This is a genomic window from Rhizobium sp. S152 (genome assembly GCF_030380735.1).
GTDB lineage: Bacteria > Pseudomonadota > Alphaproteobacteria > Rhizobiales > Rhizobiaceae > Rhizobium.
In genome coordinates, this window is record NZ_JAUDRZ010000008.1 from 108841 (window position 1) to 133170 (window position 24330).

21 protein-coding genes and 1 tRNA gene are annotated in these 24330 nt (G+C 62.2%); 9 read left to right on the forward strand and 13 right to left on the reverse strand.

Annotation, left to right across the window (positions count from 1 at the left end; genetic code table 11):
• Positions 1–33: 33 nt before the first annotated feature.
• From QTL95_RS10050 to osmF, 4 genes are all read right to left on the reverse strand, one after another.
• Positions 34–783, reverse strand: coding sequence for an ABC transporter permease (locus QTL95_RS10050; protein ID WP_289719835.1), 750 nt, complete (start codon positions 781–783; stop codon positions 34–36).
• Positions 780–1724: an ABC transporter ATP-binding protein gene (locus tag QTL95_RS10055; RefSeq protein ID WP_289719836.1), complete on the reverse strand. Its 945-nt coding sequence runs from the start codon at positions 1722–1724 to the stop codon at positions 780–782. The genes QTL95_RS10050 and QTL95_RS10055 overlap by 4 nt, the downstream gene beginning before the upstream one ends.
• The gene (locus tag QTL95_RS10060) at positions 1721–2887 is read right to left on the reverse strand and encodes an ABC transporter permease (protein ID WP_289719837.1); all 1167 of its coding nucleotides are present in this window, start codon (positions 2885–2887) and stop codon (positions 1721–1723) included. Before QTL95_RS10060 ends, QTL95_RS10055 begins: the two co-directional genes overlap by 4 nt.
• Before the next feature lie 61 nt (positions 2888–2948).
• The gene (osmF, locus tag QTL95_RS10065; protein ID WP_037187706.1) at positions 2949–3857 is read right to left on the reverse strand and encodes a glycine betaine ABC transporter substrate-binding protein OsmF; all 909 of its coding nucleotides are present in this window, start codon (positions 3855–3857) and stop codon (positions 2949–2951) included.
• 417 nt (positions 3858–4274) lie between these two features.
• Here osmF and QTL95_RS10070 point away from each other — a divergent pair, with 417 nt between their 5' ends.
• Both QTL95_RS10070 and QTL95_RS10075 read left to right on the forward strand, forming a co-directional pair.
• Positions 4275–5468: a LysR family transcriptional regulator gene (locus QTL95_RS10070; protein ID WP_289719838.1), complete on the forward strand. Its 1194-nt coding sequence runs from the start codon at positions 4275–4277 to the stop codon at positions 5466–5468.
• A 31-nt stretch (positions 5469–5499) separates the two neighbouring features.
• A complete protein-coding gene (locus QTL95_RS10075; RefSeq protein ID WP_289719839.1) occupies positions 5500–6222 on the forward strand; it encodes a copper homeostasis protein CutC in 723 nt (240 codons plus the stop codon).
• A 66-nt stretch (positions 6223–6288) separates the two neighbouring features.
• Here the strand turns inward: QTL95_RS10075 and QTL95_RS10080 are convergent, their stop codons facing one another.
• The 6 genes from QTL95_RS10080 to QTL95_RS10105 all read right to left on the reverse strand — a co-directional run bounded on the left by QTL95_RS10080 (position 6289) and on the right by QTL95_RS10105 (position 13250).
• Positions 6289–7263, reverse strand: coding sequence for an ABC transporter permease (locus QTL95_RS10080; protein ID WP_289719840.1), 975 nt, complete (start codon positions 7261–7263; stop codon positions 6289–6291).
• Positions 7264–7286: 23 nt separating this feature from the next.
• On the reverse strand, positions 7287–8837 hold the full coding sequence (locus tag QTL95_RS10085; protein ID WP_289719841.1) for a sugar ABC transporter ATP-binding protein: 1551 nt from the start codon (positions 8835–8837) through the stop codon (positions 7287–7289).
• Positions 8838–8958: 121 nt separating this feature from the next.
• Positions 8959–9945 (reverse strand): ABC transporter substrate-binding protein, encoded by a 987-nt coding sequence (locus tag QTL95_RS10090; RefSeq protein WP_037187696.1) that lies wholly within the window; start codon positions 9943–9945, stop codon positions 8959–8961.
• Between the two features lie 295 nt (positions 9946–10240).
• Complete coding sequence (locus QTL95_RS10095) at positions 10241–10687, reverse strand: RbsD/FucU family protein (protein ID WP_289719842.1); 447 nt, start codon at positions 10685–10687, stop codon at positions 10241–10243.
• A gap of 9 nt (positions 10688–10696) precedes the next feature.
• Entirely contained in the window at positions 10697–11716 is a 1020-nt protein-coding gene (locus tag QTL95_RS10100) for an aldo/keto reductase (RefSeq protein WP_289719843.1), read from the reverse strand.
• Positions 11717–11747: 31 nt separating this feature from the next.
• Entirely contained in the window at positions 11748–13250 is a 1503-nt protein-coding gene (locus QTL95_RS10105; RefSeq protein ID WP_289719844.1) for a UxaA family hydrolase, read from the reverse strand.
• 238 nt (positions 13251–13488) lie between these two features.
• Between QTL95_RS10105 and QTL95_RS10110 the strand changes: the two genes are divergently transcribed.
• Positions 13489–14388, forward strand: coding sequence for a GntR family transcriptional regulator (locus QTL95_RS10110; RefSeq protein ID WP_289719845.1), 900 nt, complete (start codon positions 13489–13491; stop codon positions 14386–14388).
• A 159-nt stretch (positions 14389–14547) separates the two neighbouring features.
• Positions 14548–14802, forward strand: a complete 255-nt coding sequence (locus QTL95_RS10115) for a hypothetical protein (RefSeq protein ID WP_289719846.1) — start codon at positions 14548–14550, stop codon at positions 14800–14802.
• 348 nt (positions 14803–15150) lie between these two features.
• On the opposite strand, the gene QTL95_RS10120 is transcribed toward QTL95_RS10115, so the two are convergent.
• Both QTL95_RS10120 and QTL95_RS10125 read right to left on the reverse strand, forming a co-directional pair.
• Positions 15151–15226: transfer RNA gene (locus tag QTL95_RS10120), tRNA-Thr, on the reverse strand.
• Between the two features lie 141 nt (positions 15227–15367).
• On the reverse strand, positions 15368–16327 hold the full coding sequence (locus tag QTL95_RS10125) for an NAD(P)H-dependent flavin oxidoreductase (RefSeq protein ID WP_289719847.1): 960 nt from the start codon (positions 16325–16327) through the stop codon (positions 15368–15370).
• Positions 16328–16577: 250 nt separating this feature from the next.
• Between QTL95_RS10125 and QTL95_RS10130 the strand changes: the two genes are divergently transcribed.
• Positions 16578–17768 (forward strand): hypothetical protein, encoded by a 1191-nt coding sequence (locus tag QTL95_RS10130; RefSeq protein WP_289719848.1) that lies wholly within the window; start codon positions 16578–16580, stop codon positions 17766–17768.
• Here QTL95_RS10130 and ppk2 read toward each other — a convergent pair whose 3' ends face one another.
• Positions 17769–18650: a polyphosphate kinase 2 gene (gene ppk2 / locus QTL95_RS10135; RefSeq protein ID WP_289719849.1), complete on the reverse strand. Its 882-nt coding sequence runs from the start codon at positions 18648–18650 to the stop codon at positions 17769–17771.
• Between the two features lie 225 nt (positions 18651–18875).
• On the opposite strand from ppk2, the gene phoR reads away from it, so the two are divergent.
• From phoR to pstA, 4 genes are all read left to right on the forward strand, one after another.
• Positions 18876–20117 (forward strand): phosphate regulon sensor histidine kinase PhoR, encoded by a 1242-nt coding sequence (gene phoR, locus QTL95_RS10140; RefSeq protein WP_289720349.1) that lies wholly within the window; start codon positions 18876–18878, stop codon positions 20115–20117.
• 200 nt (positions 20118–20317) lie between these two features.
• Positions 20318–21352, forward strand: a complete 1035-nt coding sequence (locus tag QTL95_RS10145; protein WP_289719850.1) for a substrate-binding domain-containing protein — start codon at positions 20318–20320, stop codon at positions 21350–21352.
• A gap of 166 nt (positions 21353–21518) precedes the next feature.
• Entirely contained in the window at positions 21519–23000 is a 1482-nt protein-coding gene (gene pstC, locus QTL95_RS10150) for a phosphate ABC transporter permease subunit PstC (protein WP_289719851.1), read from the forward strand.
• Entirely contained in the window at positions 22997–24319 is a 1323-nt protein-coding gene (gene pstA, locus QTL95_RS10155; protein ID WP_289719852.1) for a phosphate ABC transporter permease PstA, read from the forward strand. The genes pstC and pstA overlap by 4 nt, the downstream gene beginning before the upstream one ends.
• Positions 24320–24330: the final 11 nt, after the last annotated feature.

Here is a 24330-nt window from a genome sequence, read left to right on the forward strand (position 1 = left end):
TGCGATATGTGCGCAGCTTTGGTAGCCGCTGGCTCACGCTGGGCGCAAGCCTATTCTGCGCGAAATCCCGCTTTCGATGATGCCGAGCGCATCGTAGATCAGCACCGCCATCAGGCCGACGATCAGGCCGCCCTGCAGGATGAAGGCGGTGGTGTCGGAAATCAGTCCGGCGATGATCACCTCGCCGAGACCCTTCGCCGCCACCGTGGACCCGATCGTGGCAGTGCCGATGTTGATGACCGTCGCGACCTTCAGCCCTTCGAGGATGAGCGGCAGCGCAAGCGGCAGCTCCACGCGGAAAAGCCGCTGCATCGCGCTCATGCCCATGCCGTCGGCGGCTTCCAGTATCGAGGCCGGCACCTGCCGCAGGCCGGAGACAGTGTTTTCGAAGATCGGCAGCAACCCGTAGAGGAACAGGGCGATGAGGGTCGGTCCGGCGCCGAAGCCGGTGGCCGGAACGGCGAGTGCCAGAACCGCGACCGGCGGAAAGGTCTGGCCGGCATTGGCGATGGCGCGCGACAGCGGCAGGAAATCCTCGCCGCTCTTGCGGGTCACGAAGACGCCGCCGAGAATGGCGAGCACTGCGCTGCCGACAATCGAGATGGCGACCAGATAGAGATGCGCGGCGGCCAGCGCCGGCAGGCTGTTCTGGGTGTAGACAGCGGGCGCGTTGTTGTTGGTGAGCGGCACGAGCAGGAAGGAAAGCCACTCGGTCCTGAACAGCAGGATCAAGAGTAGCGCCAGCGCCGCTACGCGAAAGAGATTGGCGGTGACGTGCTTCATGCCTTGCGGCCCAGTTCGAGAAGTCGCGCCATCGAGATCGAGCCAACGGGAGCCTTTGCGGCATCCTGCACGGCCGCCTCGTCGATCCCCTGCCAGATCATCTCGGCCAGTGCGTCGCGCAGGCTGAGCGATTGCGGCAGCGCGTGGTTCAACCCCGTCTTCGCCGGCGCCATGCTGTCCTTCAGCGACAGCAGCGACATCAGCTTCAATGCACGGTCGGACGTTCCGGTCAGCTGCTGCACGAAGGGATCGGCTGGCTCCGTCAGGATCTTTTCCGGCGTCGAGCACTGCAACAGCTTGCCGGCGCTCATGACGGCGATCTGGTTGCCGAGGTGAAAGGCCTCGTCCATGTCGTGGGTGACGAGAATGACCGTCGTGCCGAACTGCTTCTGGATCGCCAAGAGGTCGTCCTGCGCCTTGCCGCGAATGACGGGGTCGAGCGCGCCGAACGGCTCGTCCATCAGGAGCAGTTCCGGCTCCGCCGCCAGCGCGCGCGCCACGCCGACGCGCTGCTGCTGTCCGCCGGAAAGCTGATGCGGATATTTCTCCGCGAACGTCGCTGGCTCGAGATTGAAGAGCCCCAGCAACTCGTTCACGCGGCCATCGATCCGCGCCGCGTCCCAGCCGAGAAGCTGCGGCACGGTGGCTATGTTCTGCGCTACCGTGCGGTGCGGAAACAGCCCGTGGCCCTGGATCGCATAGCCGATCTTGCGCCGCAGCTCGGTAACGGGTGCGTCCATCACGTTCTGGCCGTTGACGAAGATCTCACCCTCGGTGATCGGCACCAGCCGGTTGATCATCCGCATCAGCGTGGATTTGCCCGAACCCGAGGTGCCGACGATGACGGTGATCGACCCTTTCTCGACGCTCATCGATACGTTGTCGACGACGGTAGCGTTGCCGTAGCGCTTAGTGACGTTGCGGATCTCGATCATGCTCATGCGGCGGTTCCCCGTATGCTGTCGATGACCGCATCCAGGATAACGGCCGAGGAGAAGGCGAAGAAGACGGTCGGCACGGCGCCGAGCAGCACGAGGTCCATGGCCGTCTGGCCGAGACCCTGGAAGATGAAAATGCCGAACCCGCCGCCGCCGATCAGCGCCGCGACCGTCACCAGCCCGATCGCCTGCACAAGCACGATGCGGATGCCCGTGAGAATGACGGGAAAGGCGAGCGGCAGGTCGATGCCAACAAGGATCTGGCGGCGCGTCAGCCCCATGCCGGCCGCCGCGTCGCGCACCGCGGGATCGACGCCCTGCAGGCCGACCACGGTGTTGGCGACGATCGGCAGCAGCGAATAGAGCACCAGCGCGATCAGCGCCGGCGCGGCGCCGATGCCGCGAATGCCAAGCGCGGCGGCCGCCGGCACATGCGTGGCGAGATAGCCGAGCGGCAGCATAAGGAGCCCGAAGAGTGCAAGGCTCGGGATAGTCTGGATCAGGCTCAATCCCTGCAGCACGGCGGCGCGCAATTTCGGGACCCAGAAGCAGACGATGCCGAGCGGCAATCCGATCAGGATGGCGATGACGAGCGAGCCGAAGGCAAGCAGCATATGCGCCACGGCTTCTGTCCAGAACTGCGCGGAGCGGGTCGCGAATTCCTTGAGGATCGAAAGGCTGTCCAGAAGTCCGGAAGCGAGGAAGACCGCCAGCAGCGCCGTATAGGCGGCAAGTGCCGCGATCCGCATCCAGGGCTTGAGCCTGATCTTCACCAGCGCATCGGAGATGACGAGGCCGATGACGGCAAACAGCACCCAGAACCCGCCGCCCGGCGTCATGCGCGCGGCGTTGCTGCCTGGAGGCGTAAACCCGGTCGCCACGAGGCCGATGGCGGCGATCAGCGTGGCAAGGCAGAGCGTGGAGATGACGAGCCGCAGCGCTGCGTTGCGCAGGAACAGGGCCGCGAGCGCGGTCAGGACGAGAAGCAGGGTGAGGGCGATGACGGAAGGCCGGTCGAGAAGCTGCGTGAGCAGCATCGGCTTGCCGGCTGCGATGCGGTTCGCCTTGACATAGATGAAGGGAAGTAGCGCCGTTGAAATCACGCCGGCGGCAACGAGCACCAAGCCGAGCCGGTCCAGCTTGCGGACCGCTAAGGTTTCGTCCATCGATCCATCCTGTCCTGAAGGAATAGGGCTCCGCCCCTTGCGAGGCGGAGCGTCGAGGTCTCTACTTCAGGAAACCTTTTTCCTTCAGGTAGCCTTCGGCCACCGACTTGGCGGGCTCGCCATCGACCTGGATCTTTCCATTCAGCGTCCTGAGGTCGTCGGCGGTCAGGCCCTTGAAGATCGGCGCGAGTACTTCCTCGATCTTCGGATTGGCCTTCAGCACTTCCTCGCGGATAATAGGCGTCGGCGCGTAGACCTGCTGTACGCTCTTGTCGTCTTCGAGAACGGTGAGCTCTGCAGCCGCGATCGCGCCGTCGGTGCCGTAGACCATGGCGGTATTGACCCCGTTGGTCTGGTCGGCCGCCGCCTTGATCGTGGCTGCCGTGTCGCCACCCGAGAGAACCACCATCTGGTCCGGCTTCAGCTGGAAACCGTAGGTCGTCTGGAAGGCGGGAAGCGCGCCGGCGGAATTGACGAATTCGGCCGAAGCGGCGAGCTTGGCCGCGCCGCCGCCGGCAACCCATTTGCCGAAGTCAGACATGGATTTCAGGTTGTTCGGCCCGGCCACGTCGCTGCGCACAGCAAGCGCCCAGGTGTTGTTGGCGGGCGAGGGCGTCAGCCAGACGATCTTGTTGGCGTCATAGTCGAGCTTCTTGGCAAGCTCGTAGCCCTGGTCGATGTTCTTCCAGGCGGCATCGTCGGCCTTGTTGAAGAAGAAGCCGGCATTGCCCGTGTATTCGGGATAGATGTCGATTTCGCCCGCCGTGATCGCCTTGCGCACGACCGGTGTGGCGCCGAGCGCGACACGGTCCTGCGTCTTGATGCCGTTGGCATTGAGCGCCAGCGCGATCATGTTGCCGAGCAGTGTTCCTTCCGTATCGATCTTCGATGAAACGACGACGTCTGCAGCATGGGCCGCGCCGGCCGCGAAAGCGGAGAGCGAGACGGCAAGTGCGAATTTCTTCAGCATGGAGTGTCCCCTTGTTCTAACAGTGTAAACCCCCGAGATGCCTCCATGAGAAACCATCGCGGATAAAATGCCGGTGAGAGCAGCGCGCTGCCGTCACCATAGAAATGCGTGCGTCATGGAAATAGCGTGCATGCCCGAAAAATCGATGCAGGCTCCCCCAGTTTTGCGAATGCGCGGCGATTATGACGTTGAACGGAAGCGCTTGCGCGCAATCGCATTCCGTTTTGCAGCGCCGCCGCGATTTGTTTTTGTTCCCTTGGTCGTCCCCGGGATATCGGGTGCTCTCGTGCGGTTCTTCTGCCGCGGCCCCTTTTATCCCGGTATCTGAACGATAGCCGCGCCTTGCCGCAAGAGGGATATCTTTTTTGCTGAACACATCATATCGTTCGGTTTTTCAGCTTGTTACGGAGGGATCGATTGCAGCTCGGCACGGTGTTCATCGCCTCGCATGTGCTCTCTTCGGGATCGATACGGGAAACCGCACGGCAGTTGTCGCTGGCGGCGTCGACCGTCTCGACCGCGATCCGAAATCTCGAAACCGAACTCGCGATCAAGCTCATCGAGCGCAGCTCGGGCGAACTGGTGACGCTGCTTGCCAGCGGCAAGGTTCGTGAGGCGCTGTTGCCGATCGTCGAAGCCGCCGAGCAGCTGGCCGCCGGGATGGATCATAACGCGCCGTCGCGCATCGCGATCAAGATCGCCACCATGGAACGGTTCATGGAAGTCGCCGACCAGGGGAGCATCAATCGCGCCGCGCGCCGGCTGAAGCTCGGCCAGCCGCAACTCTCGCTCCAGATCGCGACCTTGGAGAAGACCTTCGGCCGGACGCTGTTCGAACGCCAGGCGCATGGCTCGGCGCTCACCCAGGAGGGACAGCGGATCTACGCCGCTTTTTCGACGATCTGCCAGGCATGGAACGAACTGAAGTCCTCGGCGGACGAGCGCTACCAACGCAGCGCGCGGGCGCTGCGCATCGGTTCGATCATTCCGACAGGCTCGGAAAGCTGGGTGGCTCGTTGCCTTGGCGCGCTGGTGTCGGAATGGAACCTGCGACGCAACAAGAACACCATCTCGCTGATGCTGATGACGGCCGACGACCTCCGGGAAGCGCTGAAATCCGGCCGTATCGACGTCGCGATCCTGGACTCGATCTTCGGGCTCGAAAGCTTCAGGCATAGCGAGTTGCTGCAGACGGAGATGGTGGTGATCGCGCCCCCGCAAAGCACGGAGGCAACCGTCGCCGAGCTCGCCGCCAGCCACCCCATCTGTACGCCGAGCCCGCGCACCGGCCTCGGCCACGCCGCCATGACGCTGAACCGCGAACGCTCCGCCAATCGCCGGCTGCGTGACCGCGACATCACCGCGGCGGATTCGCTTCCCGTCATAATCGATCTGGTCGCCAATCACGGTTATATCTCGTTTCTCGGTCGGGTGAGCGCCATGCCGATCGCGCACAAGGTCAGGATCGTCGATCTAGATGAGCACGTCCCGATGTCCTACCACGTCGCCTTCAACCACCGCGATGCGTCGGCCGAGGCAAGCGCGATGATCGTCGATCTGGTTGCCGGCATCGTTTCAGAACCAGCCGCGCGGCGGGCATCCGTCGCATGAATGATAGAAGATCCAGAGGGGAAACAGGAACGTGAGCATCTTGCTGGAAGTATGTGTCGACAGCCCGCGGGGACTGGCGGCGGCGATCGAGGGCGGTGCCGGGCGCATCGAGCTCTGCTCGGCGTTGGAGGTCGGGGGGCTGACACCTCTGGCCGGCCTGATGAAGGCGGCGGCGTCTGCTCCCATCCCTGTCTACGCGATGATCCGCCCTCATGCCGGCGCCTTCGTCTTCGATGAGGGAGACGAGGCGGCGATGATGGCGGATATCGATGCAGTGCGGGTCTTCGGCCTTGCCGGCGTCGTGATCGGCGCCAACATGCCGGATGGCCGGCTCGACATGCCGCTGATTCATCGCCTGAAGGCGCATGCCGCCGGTCTCGGCTCGACGCTGCACCGCGCCTTTGACCTGGTGCCGGACGCGGACGTTGCCTTGGAGCAGGCGGTAGAACTCGGCTGCGAGCGCATCCTTACCTCCGGCTGCGTCCCGAAGGCGATCGACGGTCTCGATACCCTTGCGCGCCTATCGAAGAAGGCCGCCGGCCGGATTTCCATCATGCCGGGCAGCGGTGTCAGGCCGAGCAATGCCGGGGAAATCCTACGCGCCACCGGCGCGCGCGAGATTCACGGATCCTGCAGCTCGCCGAGCGCCGACGCCGATCCGCGCGCGGTCGCCTTCGGCTTCGAGGCGCCGGGCATGAACCGGACGGATGTCGCGGTGGTGCGCCAGATGCGCCAGGCGATCGACGCCGCCTGACCCATTGTCAGAATGCAAGAAAGCCGGCCCAGGTGAGCCGGCTTTTTCCATGTTTTTTGCCGTGCCTTACGAGCTGCGGCGGCGGCGAAGCTGGTCGAAGTAGACGATCACGATGATCAGCAGGCCGGTGATGATGCGCTGCCAGAACGAATTGACGTTCAAGAGGTTCGCGCCGTTGTTGATCGTCGCCAGAATGAACGCGCCGATCAGCGGGCCGTGAACGGAGCCGACGGCGCCGAACAGCGAGGTGCCGCCGATGACCGACGAGGCGATCGCCTGCAGCTCCCAGCCGTCCGCCTGCGTCGCATTGCCGATGGCGATGCGCGAGGCGAGCAGGATGCCGACGAAGGCTGCGAAGGTGGCCGACAGGATATAGGCCATGTAGATGATGGCGCTGACCCGCACACCCGAAAGACGCGCTGCTTCGCTGTTGGAGCCGACCGCGAAGAGATAGCGGCCCCAGCGGCTGAGATGCAGCAGAATATAGGATGGTATCGCCACCAATATCACCATCCAGAACAGGCTTGGAATGCCCAGGAAGTCGGCGCGCGAGAAGTTGGAGAAGGCTTCGTTGGTGATGTTGATCGACGAGCCGTTGGTGATGAGAAGGCCGAAGCCGCGCAGCGCCGTCAGCGTCGCCAGCGTGATGATGAACGGCGGCAGGCCCATGTGGACGATGCCGAAGCCGTGGAAGGCGCCGATCGCCACCCCGAAGGCGAGCGTCAGGAGGATCGCCGCCCACACGGGCACGCCGGCCTGCAACAGCCATGCGATGATGACGCCCGCGAAGCCCACGATCGCGCCGACGGAAAGGTCGATGCCGGCGGTGATGATGACGAAGGTTTCACCCAGCGCCAGGATCGCCGTCATCGAGCCCTGACGCAGCAGGTTGCTGATGTTGAGGGGCGTCCAGAAGCTGTTGGTGGCAAGGCCGAGTGCGATCCAGAGTGCAATCAGCAAGCCGATCAGCGTCAGCCCGAACAGGATGTTGACTTTGCGGCGTTGCTGCGGCGCGGGGATTTCGGTGGGGGTTACGGTCATGATCTCTCTCCCTCTTATTCCACTCAGACGCCGATCGCTTCGCTGAGGACTTGTTCATGTGACGCCGCATGGAAACCGTGGCTCGCCACCAGCTTGCCGGTCCGGAAGACATGCAGTTCATCCGCCAGTTCGTAGACCTCGGGCAGGTAGGACGAGATCAGGATGATGCCGGCGCCTTCCTTCAAGAGCCGCGCGAACAGCCGGTAGATTTCCGCCTTGGTGCCGACGTCGACGCCGACGGTTGGTTCGTCGAAGATGAAGAGCCGCGCGCCGTGGCTGAGCCACTTGCCGATGACGACCTTCTGCTGGTTACCACCCGACATCGCCGAAACCAGCACGCGCCGGCTCGGGGTCTTGATCGAGAGGTCGCGGATCTGCTGGTCGGCGTTCCTGGCTTCGTCGGCAAGGCCGATCACCGGCCCCTTGCTCAACCGATCGAAGACGGGAAGGTTGATGTTGAGACCGATCGGCAGGTTGAGGCAGAGCCCCTGGTCGCGGCGGCTTTCCGGCGCCAGCGCGATGCCGAGCTCCATCGCCTTGCGCTCGTTCTTGATGTCGACCTTTTTGCCCATCCAGTGGATTTCGCCCGCCGTCGTCTTCTCGCGGCCGTAGAGCCCGAGCGCAAATTCGCTGCGCCCGGCGCCGATCAGCCCGTAGAGACCGACGATCTGGCCGGCCTTGACCGACAATGAAATGTCCTGGAAACCCGGCCCGGAGAGGCCGCGGGTTTCGACGATCGTCTCGCCGATGGCGATCTCTTCCTTGTGGTAGATCTGTTCGATCGAGCGGTTGATCATAAGCGCGATCAGCTCGTTGTCGTTGGTCTCGCCGATCAGGCGCGTGCCCACATGGGTGCCGTCGCGCAACACGGACACGCGGTCCGCCAGCTCGAAGACCTCCTCCATGCGGTGGCTGATATAGACGATGGTGACGCCTTCGCTCTGCAGGCGACGGATCAGCTTGAACAGCTGCGCCGATTCCTGGCGGGTCAGATAGGCGGTCGGCTCGTCGAAAATCAGGAACTGCGTGCCGCGCATCGCGGCGCGTGCCGTGGCGACCAGCTGCTGCTGGCCGATGGTGAGGTCGCTGAGCAGGGCAGCGGCGGGAAGGCCAAAGCCGAGGTCGTCGAGGACAGCCTGCGCCATCTTCACCATCTGCTTCTTGCGCATCATGCCGAACTTGTTGACTTCGTCGCCCAGGAACATGTTGGCGGCAACCGTCAGGTGCGGGCAGAGCACCACTTCCTGGTGGACGGCATTGATGCCGCGCGCGATCGCCTCGTTCGGCGTCGCCAGCGCGACCGGATGGCCGCACCACAGGATCTCGCCCGCGGTTCTGGTTATGACACCGGTGAGCAGCTTGATCAGGGTCGATTTGCCGGCCCCGTTTTCGCCGACGATCGCATGGATTTCGCCGGCCAGGAACGTGATCGTCGCCGGTTTCAGCGCCTGCACGTAGCCGTAGTTCTTCTGCAATCCCTTGAGTTCGAGGATGGGCATGCCCGCCTGAATGCGGTCGGCCTCTTTCAGCGTGGCGCTGTCATCATGGCGATGACTGATCTCTTCCAGGCTCATGGACGTCTTCTCCTCCTCGCGAATTCCCGTCTCTCCGCCGGCCCTCCGCGCTCCTCAGGCGGATGATGGCAGCGGCAAAGAAAGGCCGCGCGGGAATGCTCGCGCGCGGCCCCTTGGAAGATTATTTGATCTTCGGGTTCAGGAGGGCGTCGATCTTCGGATCGGCCATGTTGGCCTTGGTCACCAGGTTGGCGCCGGTATCGACGTTCTCTTCGACCTTCTCACCCTTGGATACGGCAAGCGCGGTCTTCACGCCGTCATAGCCCATGCGATAGGGATCCTGCACGACGAGGCCGGCAAGCGCGCCGTCCTTGAGGAAGCCGATCGTCTTGTCGTCGCTGTCGAAGCCGATGACCTTGACCTTGTCACCGAGCTTGTTTTCGGCGATCGCCTGGCCAACGCCCTGCGCCATGATCAGATTGGAGGCGAAGACGCCGACGATATTCGGGTTGGCGGTGATCAGGTCGGTCATGATGTTGAGACCGGTGGTGGCCTGACCGTCGGCATACTTGTCGGCAACGACCTTCAGGCCCGGATACTTGGTCTTGACCTGATCAAGGAAGCCTTCGCGACGCTGCTCGAGCGAGCCGGCGCCGGGCGTGTTGGTGATGATGACGACATCGCCTTCATCCTTGCCGGTCATTTCCTTGATCGCAGCGGCAAGGCCGTCGGCGGCGATGCGGCCGCCCTGGACGTTGTCGGTGGTCAGGAACGACTTGAAGGCCTTGGAGTCTGCACCGGAATCGATGCCGATGATCGGAACGGACTTCGCGGCTTCATCGATCGGCTTGCCGAGCGCCTTGAATTCGGTCGGCGAGATGACGATCGCGGCAGGCTTGCCGGCAACGGCGTTCTCGAGGATGCTGATCTGGCCGTTGACGTCGGTTTCGGCCTGCGCGCCGAGTTCCGGCACCTTCACGCCGAGATCCTGGCCGGCCTTGCGGGCGCCGGCGAGAACGATCTGCCAATAGAAGGACGTGGTGTCCTTGACGATGATCGGGATCGTCACGTCGGCTGCGAACGACGGCAGCGGCATCGCCGTGGCGATGACGGCAGCGCCCGCGAGCGCGGTGAAGCTTCTACGCGAAAGAATGGATTTCATGCGCATGTGTGTTCTCCTCTCAGGTGCGTTCTCCTCCTAGGAATCTCCCGCCGAACGCGAACGGGAGATTTTTATCGATAAAAAACATTTACCTTTCGGACGCTAGCCGAGCCGACGATGAAATGCAAGTCGGCTCGATTTTCCAGCATCATTGGCGTTTACGCCGGTCTGCTCCTCCTCGGTTCTCCCTTCCGAGCAGTGTACCGGACCGGCACTCTGTTAATGAATGAAACATTGGTTCCGAATATTTGTCAACACGGAACGTTTATTCCATTTTGGTATCCACCTCAGTCTTTCGGTTTCATCCCCGGAAGACTTCATGCGGATGCACCACGCCCTTCTTCAGGATCAGGTTTCCGTAGAGGCGAAATTCGGTGGTCGCGACGATGTAGGCCACCTTGCGCGACCGTTCGTAGAACGCGAAGCGCTCGACCGGCACGATCTTGAAATCGCCGGCACGCTTGGAAACGATAGTCTGGAACTCGACGCAGACCTCTGGTTCGGCCTGCGGATCGCCGACGACTTCCATCCGCCAGGCTGAATCTGGCACGAAGGTATCCAGCGGAAGATGCGTGAGGATCGCTTCCGCCATCTCGGTGGCGCTGACGCCGTCCGCGCGGATGACCTCGGGGCCCATGGTGCTGGACGGAAAATTGGCGTCGGCGATCAGGATCTCGTCGCCATGCCCCATGCGGGCAATAGCGCGCAGGAGGTCGGGGTTGAGAACCGGATGAATTCCTTTGAGCATGTCTGTTCCTTAAACGCGTACGGCTTCATCGCCCAACGGTGGAGCGACGAGTGTGAGGGGGTCGAATTCGGGGAAGATAGAATCCGGCAGTGTCGGTGAAAAGAGCTCCATGTTGCGGATCACGCTGGAGGCCTTGGCGGTGCCGATCAGCACCGAGGACACGAGCGGATCACGCAGCGGAAACTGCAGGGCAGGGGCGGCCAGCGGAACGCCGTGCTTCCCGGCGATCTCTTCCATCGCAGCGACCTTGGCGAGAACATCGGGCGTTGCCGGCATGTAGTCGAAGTTCGATCCGGGCACGGCCCCCGTTGCCAGAATGCCGGAATTGAAGACGCCGCCGACAACGAGCGATGTCCCCTTTTGCCGGCAAAGCGGCAGCAGCTCACCGACGGCGGAACGATCGAGCAGCGTATAGCGTCCAGCCATCAGGATGCAGTCGATGTCGGCGTTGCGCATCACGTCGAGGCAAACAGGCACCTCGTTGACGCCAAGCCCGAAGGCCTTGATCGCGCCGGATGCCTTCAGTTCCTCCAGCGCCTTGATGCCGCCGTCGAGAAACTGCCGCAGATAGACCGCGTTCTTCGCCGCGCCATGCGTATAGCCGCCGATATCATGCACATAGAGGATATCGATGCGGTTAAGCCCGAGGCGGGCATAGCTGAACTCGACCGAACGCATGATGCCGTCATAGCTGTAGTCGTAATCGGCATCGAAGGAGAGCGGGTCGACGTAGCTGTAATCGGGAACCGTCCCAGTCGGCACCGGCCGCAGCAGCCGTCCCACCTTGGTGGAGAGCACCCACTCGCTCTCCGGCTTCTCGCGCAGGAAGTCGCCCATGCGGCGCTCGGCAAGCCCGAGCCCGTACCATGGCGCCACGTCGAAATAGCGGATGCCGCTGTCCCAGGCGGCTTCGAGCGTTTCCATCGCCTGCTCGCGCGGGCAGGCACGGTAGAGGCCACCGAGAGCCGCGGCGCCGAAGCTCACTTCGGTCACCGCGAGATCTGTCCTGCCGATCCTCCTCGTCTTCATCATTCCTCCTCTGAAGACCTGCAATACTATCCTACAATGTTGCCCCGAGATGCCACGGCACGAATTCGTTATCGCCGTAGCCGAACTCCTCGCTCTTGGTTTTCCTGCCCGATGCCGTGTCGATGATCAGTTCGAAGATCTCGCGGCCCTTGGCTGATATCGTCACGTCGCCGGTGGCGATCGTGCCGCAGTCGATATCCATGTCCTCTTCCATCGCGGCATAGAGCGCCGAATTGCTTGAAAGCTTGATCGACGGCGCCGGACGACAACCGAAACAGCTGCCGCGTCCCGTGGTAAAGGCGATCATGTTGGCGCCGCCCGCCACTTGGCCAGTCGCCGAGACCGGATCGTAGCCCGGCGTATCCATGAAGACGAGTCCGGAGGCGGTCACACGTTCGGCATAGCCGTAGACCGCCGTCAGCGGCGAACGGCCGCCCTTGGCGACGGCGCCGAGCGATTTTTCCAGGATGGTCGTCAGGCCGCCGCGCTTGTTGCCGGGCGAAGGGTTGTTGTCGAGCGAGGCGCCATGCATCGCCACGTATTTTTCCCACCAGGCGATCTTATCGTCGAGCTTGCGGGCAACCTCGTCGCTCACCGCGCGGCTGCGGAGCAGATGTTCGGCGCCGTAGATTTCCGAGGTCTCGGAGAGGATGGGCGTGCCGCCGGCCGCGGCCAGAAGATCGGCGGCCACGCCGAGCGCCGGGTTGGCCGTGATGCCGGAGAAACCGTCGGAGCCGCCGCATTGCAGGCCGATGATGATCTCGCCGATCGGGATCGGAACGCGGCGCTCGCGGCTCACATCTTCTGCGATCTCGCGCAGCATCCCCATGGCCCGCTCGACCGCGCGGCGCGAACCGCCGGCGTCCTGGATGTTGAAATGCCGCTTGGAATTGCCGGCGCCGCTCTGGCCGTAGAGCGTCAACTGGTTCACCTCGCAGCCGAGCCCGATCATCAGCACGCCGCCGAAGTTCACGTGCCGGGTGTAGCCGGCCAGCGTCCGGTGCAGGACCGCCATGCCGTCCCCCGTCGAGCTCATGCCGCAACCCTGATCGTGGACGATCGGCACGAAGCCGTCGATGCCTTCATAGAGCGGCAGCAACGTCCGGTTCGCCGTCTCCGCGATGGCGCGGCAGACGGTGGTGGAACAGTTCACGCTGGCGATCACGCCGATGTAATTGCGCGTCGCGGCCCGCCCGTCGGCGCGGCGATAACCCATGAAAGTGCGGGCCTTGTCGGCAGCACTTGCCTCTTCCGGCGCCGCATTGGCCGTCGCCGCCAGCCGGTCGTTCTCGAAGTGGAGGTTATGGCTATGGATATGGTCGCCCGCCTTTACCTCAGCCGTCGTCCGGCCGATCGCCTGTCCGTATTTCACCACCGGCTGTCCAAGCGCGATATCGGTGAGCGCGACCTTGTGGCCGGGATCGATCTTCTCCCGCGTCCTGACGCCCGCGACCTCCGCTGCCTCGGGAATGGCCGCCGTCGCTACGGCCACGTTGTCGCCATTGGACAGAATGATCCAGGGGTCCTTGTTCATCTCTTCTCCTCCCTGAAGAAGCGTCCGCTGCACGGCGAATGCAATTGATTTTGTTTTTTATCTACAATAAACATTTTCAAGTCAACGGGATTGTTGATCCTGCGGACGAGGGAGGCAAACAGCCGCAGACAATCCGGAATCGATAAGGATTGCTGATAGATAAGCCGACGCGCATCCCGCTGTCCGCCCACTCGCTGGGCAAGCGGTATGCAGCGATCAGGCAAGGGGCGACGCACGCATGGCAAGGCAGAACACGGTCTTCAAGGAAGCATACAATCGCTACGCGGCGGCGCTCCGCCAGGACGCGACCCTGCCGTCCGAACCTGACATCGCCGCCCAGCTCGGCATCAGCCGCAGCACGGCACGGGCGATCCTGACCCGCCTAGCGGACGAGGGCATCATTTTGTGGAACAAGCGCCAGAAGACGGTGCTGCGCGAACCCACCGCCCAGGATTTCTATCCCTCCGAGGAAACGGATTCGCTGCACGACGTGATCGAGCGCAGCTTCATGCAGCGCATACTTTCCGATGATGCAGCGCCCGGAATGCAGATCAACGAGTTGGAACTCGCCCGCGAGATCGGCACGGGCACGACGAGCGTCCGCGAGTTCCTTATCCGCTTTTCGCGGTTCGGCCTTATCGAGAAACGCCCGAACAGCCACTGGATATTGAAGGGTTTCACGCGCGAGTTCGCGCTCGAGCTGGCTGATGTCCGCGAGATGTTCGAACTCCACTCCGCCGCCGAGTTCGTCAAGCTGCCGCCCGAAAACGATGCCTGGCAGGCACTGGCGGAAATCAAGGCGGAGCACGAGGCCATGCTGGCCGATCTCGACCTCCGCTACAAGGATTTTTCAGCCCTGGATGAGCGTTTCCACCTGCTGATCCACCGCGCCGCCAAGAACCGCTTCATCGCTGATTTCTATGACGCAATCGCCATTATTTTCCACTATCACTACCAGTGGAACAAGGCATTCGCCCGCCAGCGCAACGAGCGCGCCATCCACGAGCACCTGGATTACATCGCGGCGCTGGAATCGCGCGATCCCAAGGCAATCGATTTCTCCTGCCGTCTGCACCTGCGCTCCGCGCGCCAGACACTGCTTCAATCCCTGCCGCAGACGGGAGCGGAAGACGTTTGAAGAAGCGGCGAATGTTTCGCAACGGCCGCTTCGTTCCTCCTTGCTGAGGGCAGATACGGCGCGCCGTGCGCTGTGACGAATATATCAAATTTGTAACGGGGAGTGATTGAACAAACAGTAGTACGCGACGTTTCCTCCTTGAAAACAAAGGAGAATGTAATGCTCAAGTCCATCGTTGCCGCTACCCTTGCCGTGTCTTCCCTGTTCGCAACCGCGATGCCGTCATATGCGGATAGCGTCACTGTCCAGTTCGGTGAGCCGGGTCGCAACAATCATCCCTTCTATCGCCACGACCGCGACCGCTACGACCGCCACCGCCATCGTGTTCAGTACCGTCGCTGCTGGACGGAATCCTATCAGGTCAGGATCAGCCACGGCCGCGAGGTTACCAAGTACAGGAAGGTCTGCCGTTAAAACTGCCGCTTACTTGAACGCTGAGAGCCCTTTCCTGATGGAGAGGGCTTTTTTCTGGGATTTCCCCGGCTCGTGGTCAGAACATCAGTCGCGGCGTATCATGATGCCACCTTGGAGCGCCACTTTCGTCTTGGGCCGAAAATGCCTCTTCCAGAAAAATAGCCCCGCACGATGGCGGGGCTAAGTTTGGTCGGCATTACTGGAAATGAATCCGCTGGGTGCTGAAGCCAGCGTGCAGGGTTAACCCACGCGGAATGGCTTTGTTCCAAGAATATCCGATCGATGCGCGGTGCATGCGGATAACCAATGCCTGCGGCACTGCTCGCTTGACTGTCGTTTTTTGGAGAATGGTGCCGCTTGCAGGACTCGAACCTGCGACCCCATCATTACGAATGATGTGCTCTACCACCTGAGCTAAAGCGGCAACGTTGGCGGCCGAATGATCCGGCCCGCGATTTGCATGGCGCTGATACAAGCATTGCCGGAAGATTTCAAGCGCCGTCTCGCGCCTTTGCGAAAAAAACCAATGCGATGCGAAATCCGCTATCTGAATATCGGGCGAAAGTCAGAGCGACAGCCGGGCGCGGGCAGACATGTATTCCTGCTCAAGCCGACCGACGAGACGCTCGACAGGTTCCACCGCCTTGATCGCGCCGATCCCCTGGCCGCTTCCCCAAATGTCCTTCCATGCCTTGGCGCCGCCCACCGCCTGTTCGAAATCCATTTTGGAGGGATCGGCGGCCGGCAGATTGTCGGGGTCGAGGCCCGCGGCGGTGACGGAGGGTTTCAGATAGTTGCCATGCACGCCCGTGAAATAGTTGGAGTAAACGATGTCGTTCGCGGCGCCTGCAACGATCGCCTGCTTGTAGGCCTCCGTCGCGCGTGCTTCCTGCGTGGCGATGAAGGGCGAGCCGATATAGGCCATGTCGGCGCCCATGGCCTGCGCCGCCAGGATCGCGCCGCCATTGGCGATGGCGCCTGCCAGAAGCAATGGCCCGTCGAACCATTCGCGGATTTCCTGCACCAGCGCGAAAGGTGAAAGCGTGCCGGCATGGCCGCCCGCGCCGGCCGCGACTGCGATCAGCCCATCGGCTCCCTTGCGAATCGCCGAGTTGGCGTGGCGGTTGTTGATCACGTCGTGGAGCACGATGCCGCCATAGGAATGCACCGCGGCATTCACCTCCGGCACCGCTCCGAGTGAGGAGATTACGATCGGCACCTTGTACTTCACGCAGAGCATCAGGTCATGCTCCAGCCGCTTGTTCGATGTGTGGACGATCTGGTTGACGGCGAAGGGGGCGGCCGGCCGCCCGGGGTTTGCGACGTTATGCGCCGCCAGTTCCTCGGTGATCATCGCCAGCCATTCGTCCAGCTGGCTTTCCGGCCGCGCGTTGAGCGCCGGAAAGGCCCCGACGATCCCGGCCTTGCACTGTGCCAGCGTCAACGCGGGATGCGAGATGATGAACAAGGGCGAAGCGACGACCGGAAGTCTGAGGTTCTGCGTCAGGATCGGGGGCAGGGACATGATACACCACGTTATTGACGTTTACGAAAACGTCAATCTGATAGCAGAGCAAATGGCACTGGAAAAGGCCGTCTATCGATTTTGCGAATATCGGTTATTGTTGTGGGCCGTGGACTTGCACGCGGCGGTTTCGTTATCCCCTGCCGATCGGCACGGAACAAGGCGCAAGGCTTGCGGTTTGCCGCGTCAGCGGCTACCGCATTGACGAACTGTTAAGCATGATGCCCAGTCTCAGAGTAAAGGACCGGACGTGAGCGGATTAGAAACGGCAATCAGAACGGCACTCAACAATGCCGATCGCGACAATCCCGAAGTCCGAGCCAAGATCTATCAATCCGCGCGTCAGGCGCTGGAAGCGGGACTGCGCAAGCAGGACATCACCGATGTCGAGGCCATCAGCCATCACCGCCATCGCCTGGAAACCACGATCCACATGATCGAGGCGGAGGAACGCGAGCGTATGCATCCGCGTCAGGGGCCGCCCGAGGTCGAGGTGCCGCCCGTCGTCGAGATGCCGCCGTCTCAGCCGATGACCCGTCGCGAGACCGGAGACATCTCCTTCGGCGGCGAAACCCGCGAACACGTCGTGACGGATCCGCGTTTCGCGGATGAAGCGAGCCTCGCCGATGTGCATGCGGGCAGCGCTGATCATCTGGCGGCGCCGGAAGCGCCCGAGCAAACCTTCGCCGCTGATCGCAAGCCGGCGGCCGGCATGGATTTCAAGCCGGAACGCGCCGCTGCGAGGCGCAAGCCGCGCAAGTTCTTCTCGCGGCTGCTGGTCTGGTGCGTCCTTCTCGCCTTTATCGGCATGGGCGCCTGGTGGGCCTATACATCCGGCATCTTGATGTCGGCGGCCGAGCGCGACACCAGCGTCGCCAACCCGCCGGCAAGCACGCAGCCGGAAGACTTCGATGGTGAGGACGAGAACCAGAGCGCCAACAGCGATGCATCCGGCAATCCGCCCGTCGTCATCGATCCGCAGAACTCCTTCTCGTCCGAATGGATCGAGGTATTCAAGCCGTCCGATGCGGCGAGCCTTAAAAAGGGCGCGCAGTCGAAGGCCGAGAACATCGCCGAGAATGATGGACCCGCCATTCGTCTGACCTCGCAGAGCAACGGCAGCGACGGCAATATCGGCATCCCCGTTTCGGCCGAGGTCCTGCAACAGTTGGCCGGCAAATCCTCGACGATCGCCATAACCCTGCAGTCGACGTCCGATCAGCCGACGCAGATCACCGTCGAGTGTGACTTCCAGACGCTGGGGGATTGCGCGCGGCACCGCTTTTCCGTGACGCGCCAGAAGTCGGATGTGCTCCTTCAGGTCCGTTTCGATCGCTCGCTGGCGCCAAGCTCGCCCGGTGCGCTGTTGATCAACAGCGACGTGGACGACAAGGCGCGCGGCATCAACCTCTACGCCGTGCGCATCCTGCCGGGGCAGTGATCATTTCAGGAAATCGGGCCCGAAGCCGATGATCTTGTCGTCGAGCTTGCCGATCGCGCCCTTGTCCTTGGCGTCATAGTCGATCGTCAAAAGCAGGTGGCGAATGAGGTTAATGCGGGCGCGACGCTTGTCGTTGGCGCGCACGACAGTCCACGGCGCGAATTCCGTGTGCGTCTTTTTCAGCATCCGGTCGCGCTTTTCGCTGTAGTCGTCCCACTTCGTCAGCGCCGCGATATCCATCGACGACAGCTTCCACACCTTCAGCGGATCGTGCCGCCGGTCATGGAAGCGCTTCAGCTGCATTTCGCGGCCGATATCCAGGTAGAACTTGAAAAAGAATATACCCTCGTGGGCGATCACCTTTTCGATCTGCGGCGCCTGTTCGAGAAAGTCCTCGTATTGCTTCGGCGTGCAGAAGCCCATGACCGGCTCGACGCCGGCGCGGTTGTACCAGGAGCGGTCGAAAAGCACGAATTCGCCCGCCGTCGGAAACTGCGCCACATACCGTTGGAAATACCATTGCCCGGCCTCCCGGTCCGTCGGCTTGGTCAACGCGACGACGCGGGCGAGGCGAGGATTCATATGAGCAGATGACGCCGATATCGCGCCGCCCTTGCCGGCGGCATCGCGTCCCTCGAACAGCGCCATTACCCTCTTGCCTGTCGCCTGCAGCCAAAATTGCAGCTTCACCAGTTCGACCTGCAACTTCTTCAGGTCGTCGAGATATTCGTCTTCCTTCAGCTTCTTGTTGTAGGGATAGTCGCCCGATTTGAGCGCGTCCTCGTCCACCCAGTCGGGCAGGACAGGATCGTCCACGTCGAAGATGCGCTTCTTGCCGCCGATCTCCAATTCCACTGCTCTGCTCTCGACATCTTCGGCCATGGTCGTCCTCCTCGGCTTTTCATGTGGTGCAGGCGAACATATTTTCCATTGAAAATCAAACGGCTTGGCGAGACGCAAAAATCTGTGCGTCATCGTCAAGCTTTTCGGGCTTGCTGGCAGCAATCGTAAATTTCTGTCATGAATCACCGCTATCAGGCAAAGTTTGATAGCGTGAAAAGACCGGTTTGGCGGCGCGGGGGACACTTGGAAGACGAGAAGTCATGGATGGAGAGGCTGACGGCACGTCTCCGTCGGCAGCGTTTCGTTCTCATGGTGGCGATCGCTATCGCCGTGATTGCCACGGTTGCCGGAATGAACGGGTGGGGCGTCCTTGCGCTTCTGCTGATCCTGATCGTCGCGGCCGTGTGGTCGGCACAGCCGACCACACCGAAACCGATTGCGGAAGAGCCGTCGACCATAGAAGAAGAGCCGGCCTCGCGCAGCCTGTTACCGGAAGTCTCGGCCACGCTCTCGGCGCTGGATATCCCGGTCATGGTGCTCGCCGGCGATGCCTCCGTGCTGTTTCAGAACAAGGCCGCCGAAAAGGCCTTTGGCGAGGTCGTCATCGGCGCGCATATTTCCGCGCGGCTTCGCTCGCCGGGCATTCTCGATATGCTCCGTGAGACGATCGCCACCAATGCGCCGAACCAGATCGAGCATTCCGAGCGCCTGCCGTCCGAACGCGTCTATATCGTCCGTAGCGCACCGGTCGAGTTGGTCGCCCACAATGGCCACGGCGAGCGCCTGTTCGTCCTTTCCTTCCGCGATATATCTGAAGTGCGGCGGATCGACCGCATGCGTTCGGATTTCGTCGCCAACGCCAGCCACGAATTGCGCACGCCGCTCGCCTCGCTGCGCGGCTTCATCGAGACTATTCAGGGACCGGCCAAGAACGATCTGAAGGCACAGGAACGTTTCCTCGGTATCATGTTCGACCAGACGACACGCATGAGCCGACTGGTGGACGATCTGCTCTCTCTTTCGCGCCTGGAGTTGAAGTCGCATATCGCGCCGGACGAGAAGGTCGATCTGGTCCCTCTGCTGGGGCACGTCCGCGACGCGTTGCTGCCGCTCGCCAAGGATGTCGGCGTCGAGATGGTCTTGCATCTGCCGGAAGGCAAGGCCGAGGTTGCCGGCGACCGCGACGAACTGGTCCAGGTTTTCGAAAACCTAATGGAGAACGCCTGCAAGTATGGCCAGGAAGGCAAGCTGGTCGAGGTTTTCCTGAAGAACGATCCCGGCACTCCTGTCGAGGTGACCGTAGTGGACAAGGGTCCTGGCATTCCGGCCGAGCATGTGCCGCGCCTGACCGAACGTTTCTATCGCGTCAACATCGAGGATAGCCGCTCCAAGAAGGGTACTGGCCTCGGCCTTGCCATCGTCAAGCACATCCTCACACGCCACCGCGCCCGTCTCATTGTGAAGTCGGAAGTGGGCAAGGGAACGAGCTTTACCGTCAGATTTTGACATAAAACCGCATTACGGTCCATATGGTCGCAAATATTATTGATATATTTCAATATGTTAAACTGTCACAAATGTTTCATCGAACTGACATAAAACCTCTGTGCATCGGGAGCTAAAGAGAGCGTGCCGATGAACAAACGGCACCGCTCAGAGGGCCGTTCCAGGCCGCACTCAGACCGCTATATGTCCGGGAGATTGACATGAACGCTTTTAAACTTACGGTCGCCGCACTCGCTGCTTCCGCCGCTTTCGCTGGCGCAGCCGTTGCTCGCGATCAGGTGCAGGTCAGTGGTTCGTCCACGGTTCTGCCTTACGCAAAGATCGTTGCCGAAACCTTCGGCGAAACCTTCAAGGACTTCAAGACTCCGGTCGTTGAATCCGGCGGTACGGGCGCTGGCCTCAAGGAATTCTGCAAGGGCGTAGGCCCTGACACGATCGACGTTGCCAACGCTTCGCGTCCGATCAACGCCAAGGAACTGGAAGCCTGCAAGGCAGCCGGCGTTACCGACATCCAGGAAGTCAAGATCGGCTACGACGGCATCGTCTTCGCAACCGACGCTTCGAACCCAGACGTCGCTTACGAGCCGGCCGACCTCTACAAGGCTCTCGCAGCTCAGGTTGTTGTCGATGGCAAGCTCGTCGCCAACCCCTACAAGAAGTGGTCTGAAGTCAACCCGAAGCTCCCGGCTGTTGATATCGCTGCCTACATCCCGGGCGAAAAGCACGGCACCCGCGAAGTGTTCGAACTGAACGTTCTCGCTGCTGGCTGCAAGGACTCCGGCGCTCTCGACGTGATCGCCAAGGAAATCGCCGACAAGGCTGCTCAGAGCAAGGCTTGCGTTGCTGTTCGTAAGGACGGCGCTGCTGTCGATATCGACGGCGACTATCCGGAAACGCTGGCACGCATCGCTGCCAACAAGACCGGCGTTGGCGTATTCGGCCTCTCCTTCTACGAAAACAACGCCGACAAGCTGAAGGTTGCTACCGTCAAGGGTATCGTTCCGAGCCCGGAAACGATCGCTGACGGCACCTACCCGGTTTCGCGTCCGCTGTTCTTCTACGTCAAGAAGGCTCACCTGGGCGTTATCCCGGGCCTGAAGGAATACGTGAACTTCTTCGTATCCGACCAGATGGTTGGCCCTGACAGCCCGCTCGTCGAATACGGCCTGGTTGCAGCTCCGGACGCTGAGCGCGAAGCCACCCGCAAGGCTGTCGAAGACGGCAAGACCATGTAATGAACTTTGCCGGCGCGATCCAAGGGGTCGCGCCGGCATTGCCTTTGCCGCTCTAGGGGAGCGGTGAAGTTGAACGCTTCCATGATCGGAAGCCGAAATCTGGCGGCCGAGTTTGGCGGGTTGCCGTTTTCGCTTTTTGGGGCCAAGGGCCTGGGGACCTTAACGAATGAGTACATCCGTCTTACTCTTGTGCCTCGTCGTGTTGGGCGCCGTTGCCTTCCTGGCAGCGCGCAGCCGCGCGACAGCGCTTTCCGGGGGCAAGTCCTCGGCACTGCATTCCCGGCCAGGCTACTACGGAGCCTATGCCGCGATCTGGACCATTCTGCCGGCGCTGATCGTTCTCTGCGCCTGGCTCTCCATCGCCCCCTCCATTATCGAATCCTCCGTACGCGGCGCTTTCCCCGACGACGTCAAGGCGCAGTCGGAAGCACAGCAGAACCTCAGCTACGGCATGGTCAGCGCCATCGCCCGCGGCCTGCCGTTGCTGGCGCCGGAAGACGCAGCCCCGGTCGCCAGCGATCCGGCCGGCCTGCAGGCGAAACTCGCCGCCAAGGGCGTTCCGCTCGCCGGCGAGCCGCAGCCCTACATGATCGAAGGCGCGCAGAAGCTGAACGCCGAAAGCGGCGTCAGCCGTCTGATCATGACCCTCGTCGTGCTCGTCCTGGCCGTTGGCGGTGGCTTCTACGCGCTTCGCGAAGTCGCTCCGCGCTTTCGTGCCCGCAACCGCGTCGAGCGCGTGATGCTCTGGGGCCTGTTGCTCGCATCCTCGATCGCGATCCTCACCACCGTCGGCATCGTGCTGTCGATGCTGACGGAAGCCGCGCACTTCTTCGCCGAGGTTCCGGCCGCTGATTTCTTCTTCGGCACCGTCTGGGATCCGCGCTTTGCCGGCGCCGGCAGCTCCTCCTTCGGCCAGTTCGGCTTGATCCCGCTGCTGCTCGGCACGCTCTACATCGGCTTCGTCGCCATGCTGGTCGCCGTTCCGGTCGGCCTCTTCGCGGCGATCTACATGTCGGAATACGCGGCCCCCAAGGTTCGCTCGATCGCCAAGCCGCTGCTCGAAGTCCTGGCAGGCATCCCGACCATCGTCTACGGCTTCTTCGCCCTCGTCACCGTCGGCCCGTTCCTGCGCGATCTCTCGTCCCAGGTGAACGGCCTTCTGACCGGCGATTACAGCAACTTCATCCAGGCGCAGAGCGTTCTGACCGCCGGTATCGTCATGGGCATCATGCTGATCCCATACGTTTCCTCGCTGTCGGACGACATCATCACCGCCGTGCCGCGCGCACTGCGTGACGGTTCGCTCGGTCTCGGCGCGACGCGCTCGGAAACGATCAAGAAGGTCGTGCTACCCGCCGCCCTGCCGGGTATCGTCGGCGCTCTCCTGATGACCGCCTCGCGCGCCATCGGCGAGACCATGATCGTCGTGCTCGCCGCCGGCGTCGCCGCACGCATTCAGATCAACCCGTTCGAGCCGATGACGACGGTGACGGTCAAGATCGTCAACCAGCTGACGGGTGACCTCGAGTTCACCTCGCCGCAGACGCTGGTCGCCTTCGCCCTTGGCATCACGCTCTTCTTCATCACGCTTTGCCTTAACATCTACGCGCTCTTCATTGTGCGCAAATACCGGGAGCAGTACGAATGACGGACGTTGTTTCCTCCGGACAGGGCGTCGTCGTCTCCAAGGCGCCGGCCCGCCGCGACATCGGCATCAAGCGTCGTTACGCCGCTGAGCGCCGCTTCCAGGCTTATGGCATCGCTGCCATCTCCTTCGGTCTGATCTTCCTCGCGATCCTGCTGACCACGGTCATCCGTCAGGGCTATACGGCCTTCGCGCAGACCGCGATCACGCTCCCCATCGAGTTCTCCGAAAAGGTCCTCGATCCCAATAACAAGCGTGCCACCGATCCGTCGGTGCTGATCGCCGCCAACTATCCGGTGCTGATCCGCGACGCCATGGTCAAGACGCTCGGCATTAACGCCCAGAGCCGTCCTGAGGTTCGTGACGCCACCGCGATGATCTCCAAGGGCGCCCCGATCGTGCTCCGGGACATGGTCGTCGCCGACCCGTCGCTGATCGGCAAGACGGTCAACGTCACGCTGCTCGCCGACGCCAACGTCGACTCTGCCAACAAGGGCCAGATCGATCTGACCGTCGACGAGAAGAACCGCAAGGTCAACGACCGCCAGGTCGGCTGGATGCAGCAGCTCACGGCCAGCGGAACGCTCCACAAGGAGTTCAACACCGGCCTCTTCGTCAACGGCAACTCCAGCCGTCCGGAGGCCGCGGGTCTCGGCGTCGCCCTCATCGGCTCGCTCTACCTGATGTTGATCGTGCTCGCTCTCTCGCTGCCGATCGGTGTCGCCGCTTCGATCTACCTCGAAGAGTTCGCACCGAAGAACAAGCTGACGGATCTGATCGAGGTCAACATCAACAACCTCGCGGCCGTTCCATCGATCGTCTATGGTCTGCTCGGCCTCGCCGTCTTCATCAACTTCGCAGGCCTGCCGCGCTCCGCGTCGCTGGTCGGCGGCCTGGTGCTGACGCTGATGACGCTGCCGACGATCATCATCGCCACCCGCGCAGCACTGCGCGCCGTGCCCCCTTCGATCCGCGCAGCAGCACTCGGTCTCGGCGCATCGAAGATGCAGATGGTGTTCCATCATGTCCTGCCGCTGGCGATGCCCGGCATTCTGACCGGCACCATCATCGGTCTGGCGCATGCGCTCGGCGAAACCGCGCCGCTGCTGCTGATCGGTATGGTCGCCTTCGTCGCCAACGCACCGTCCACCCCGCTTGATCCTTCCACGGCTCTGCCGGTGCAGGTCTACATGTGGGCAAACGAAGCCGAACGCGCTTTTGTCGAGCGTACATCCGGCGCCATCATCGTCCTGCTCCTGTTCCTGATCGTCATGAATTTCGGAGCCATCCTCTTGCGCCGTCGCTTTGAGCGCCGCTGGTAAACGGAGTATAA

What these genes read in the sequence shown, in the direction of transcription:
- osmF (WP_037187706.1), bottom strand. Translation starts at nt 3,857, where the DNA reads ATGCTGAAGAAATTCGCACTTGCCGTCTCGCTCTCCGCTTTCGCGGCC.
- QTL95_RS10105 (WP_289719844.1), bottom strand. Translation starts at nt 13,250, where the DNA reads ATGAACAAGGACCCCTGGATCATTCTGTCCAATGGCGACAACGTGGCC.
- QTL95_RS10080 (WP_289719840.1), bottom strand. Translation starts at nt 7,263, where the DNA reads ATGACCGTAACCCCCACCGAAATCCCCGCGCCGCAGCAACGCCGCAAA.
- QTL95_RS10050 (WP_289719835.1), bottom strand. Translation starts at nt 783, where the DNA reads ATGAAGCACGTCACCGCCAATCTCTTTCGCGTAGCGGCGCTGGCGCTA.
- QTL95_RS10055 (WP_289719836.1), bottom strand. Translation starts at nt 1,724, where the DNA reads ATGAGCATGATCGAGATCCGCAACGTCACTAAGCGCTACGGCAACGCT.
- QTL95_RS10125 (WP_289719847.1), bottom strand. Translation starts at nt 16,327, where the DNA reads ATGTCCCTGCCCCCGATCCTGACGCAGAACCTCAGACTTCCGGTCGTC.
- QTL95_RS10115 (WP_289719846.1), top strand. Translation starts at nt 14,548, where the DNA reads ATGCTCAAGTCCATCGTTGCCGCTACCCTTGCCGTGTCTTCCCTGTTC.
- pstA (WP_289719852.1), top strand. Translation starts at nt 22,997, where the DNA reads ATGACGGACGTTGTTTCCTCCGGACAGGGCGTCGTCGTCTCCAAGGCG.
- QTL95_RS10060 (WP_289719837.1), bottom strand. Translation starts at nt 2,887, where the DNA reads ATGGACGAAACCTTAGCGGTCCGCAAGCTGGACCGGCTCGGCTTGGTG.
- QTL95_RS10110 (WP_289719845.1), top strand. Translation starts at nt 13,489, where the DNA reads ATGGCAAGGCAGAACACGGTCTTCAAGGAAGCATACAATCGCTACGCG.
- QTL95_RS10095 (WP_289719842.1), bottom strand. Translation starts at nt 10,687, where the DNA reads ATGCTCAAAGGAATTCATCCGGTTCTCAACCCCGACCTCCTGCGCGCT.
- phoR (WP_289720349.1), top strand. Translation starts at nt 18,876, where the DNA reads ATGGAGAGGCTGACGGCACGTCTCCGTCGGCAGCGTTTCGTTCTCATG.
- QTL95_RS10100 (WP_289719843.1), bottom strand. Translation starts at nt 11,716, where the DNA reads ATGAAGACGAGGAGGATCGGCAGGACAGATCTCGCGGTGACCGAAGTG.
- pstC (WP_289719851.1), top strand. Translation starts at nt 21,519, where the DNA reads ATGAGTACATCCGTCTTACTCTTGTGCCTCGTCGTGTTGGGCGCCGTT.
- QTL95_RS10145 (WP_289719850.1), top strand. Translation starts at nt 20,318, where the DNA reads ATGAACGCTTTTAAACTTACGGTCGCCGCACTCGCTGCTTCCGCCGCT.
- QTL95_RS10085 (WP_289719841.1), bottom strand. Translation starts at nt 8,837, where the DNA reads ATGAGCCTGGAAGAGATCAGTCATCGCCATGATGACAGCGCCACGCTG.
- ppk2 (WP_289719849.1), bottom strand. Translation starts at nt 18,650, where the DNA reads ATGGCCGAAGATGTCGAGAGCAGAGCAGTGGAATTGGAGATCGGCGGC.
- QTL95_RS10090 (WP_037187696.1), bottom strand. Translation starts at nt 9,945, where the DNA reads ATGCGCATGAAATCCATTCTTTCGCGTAGAAGCTTCACCGCGCTCGCG.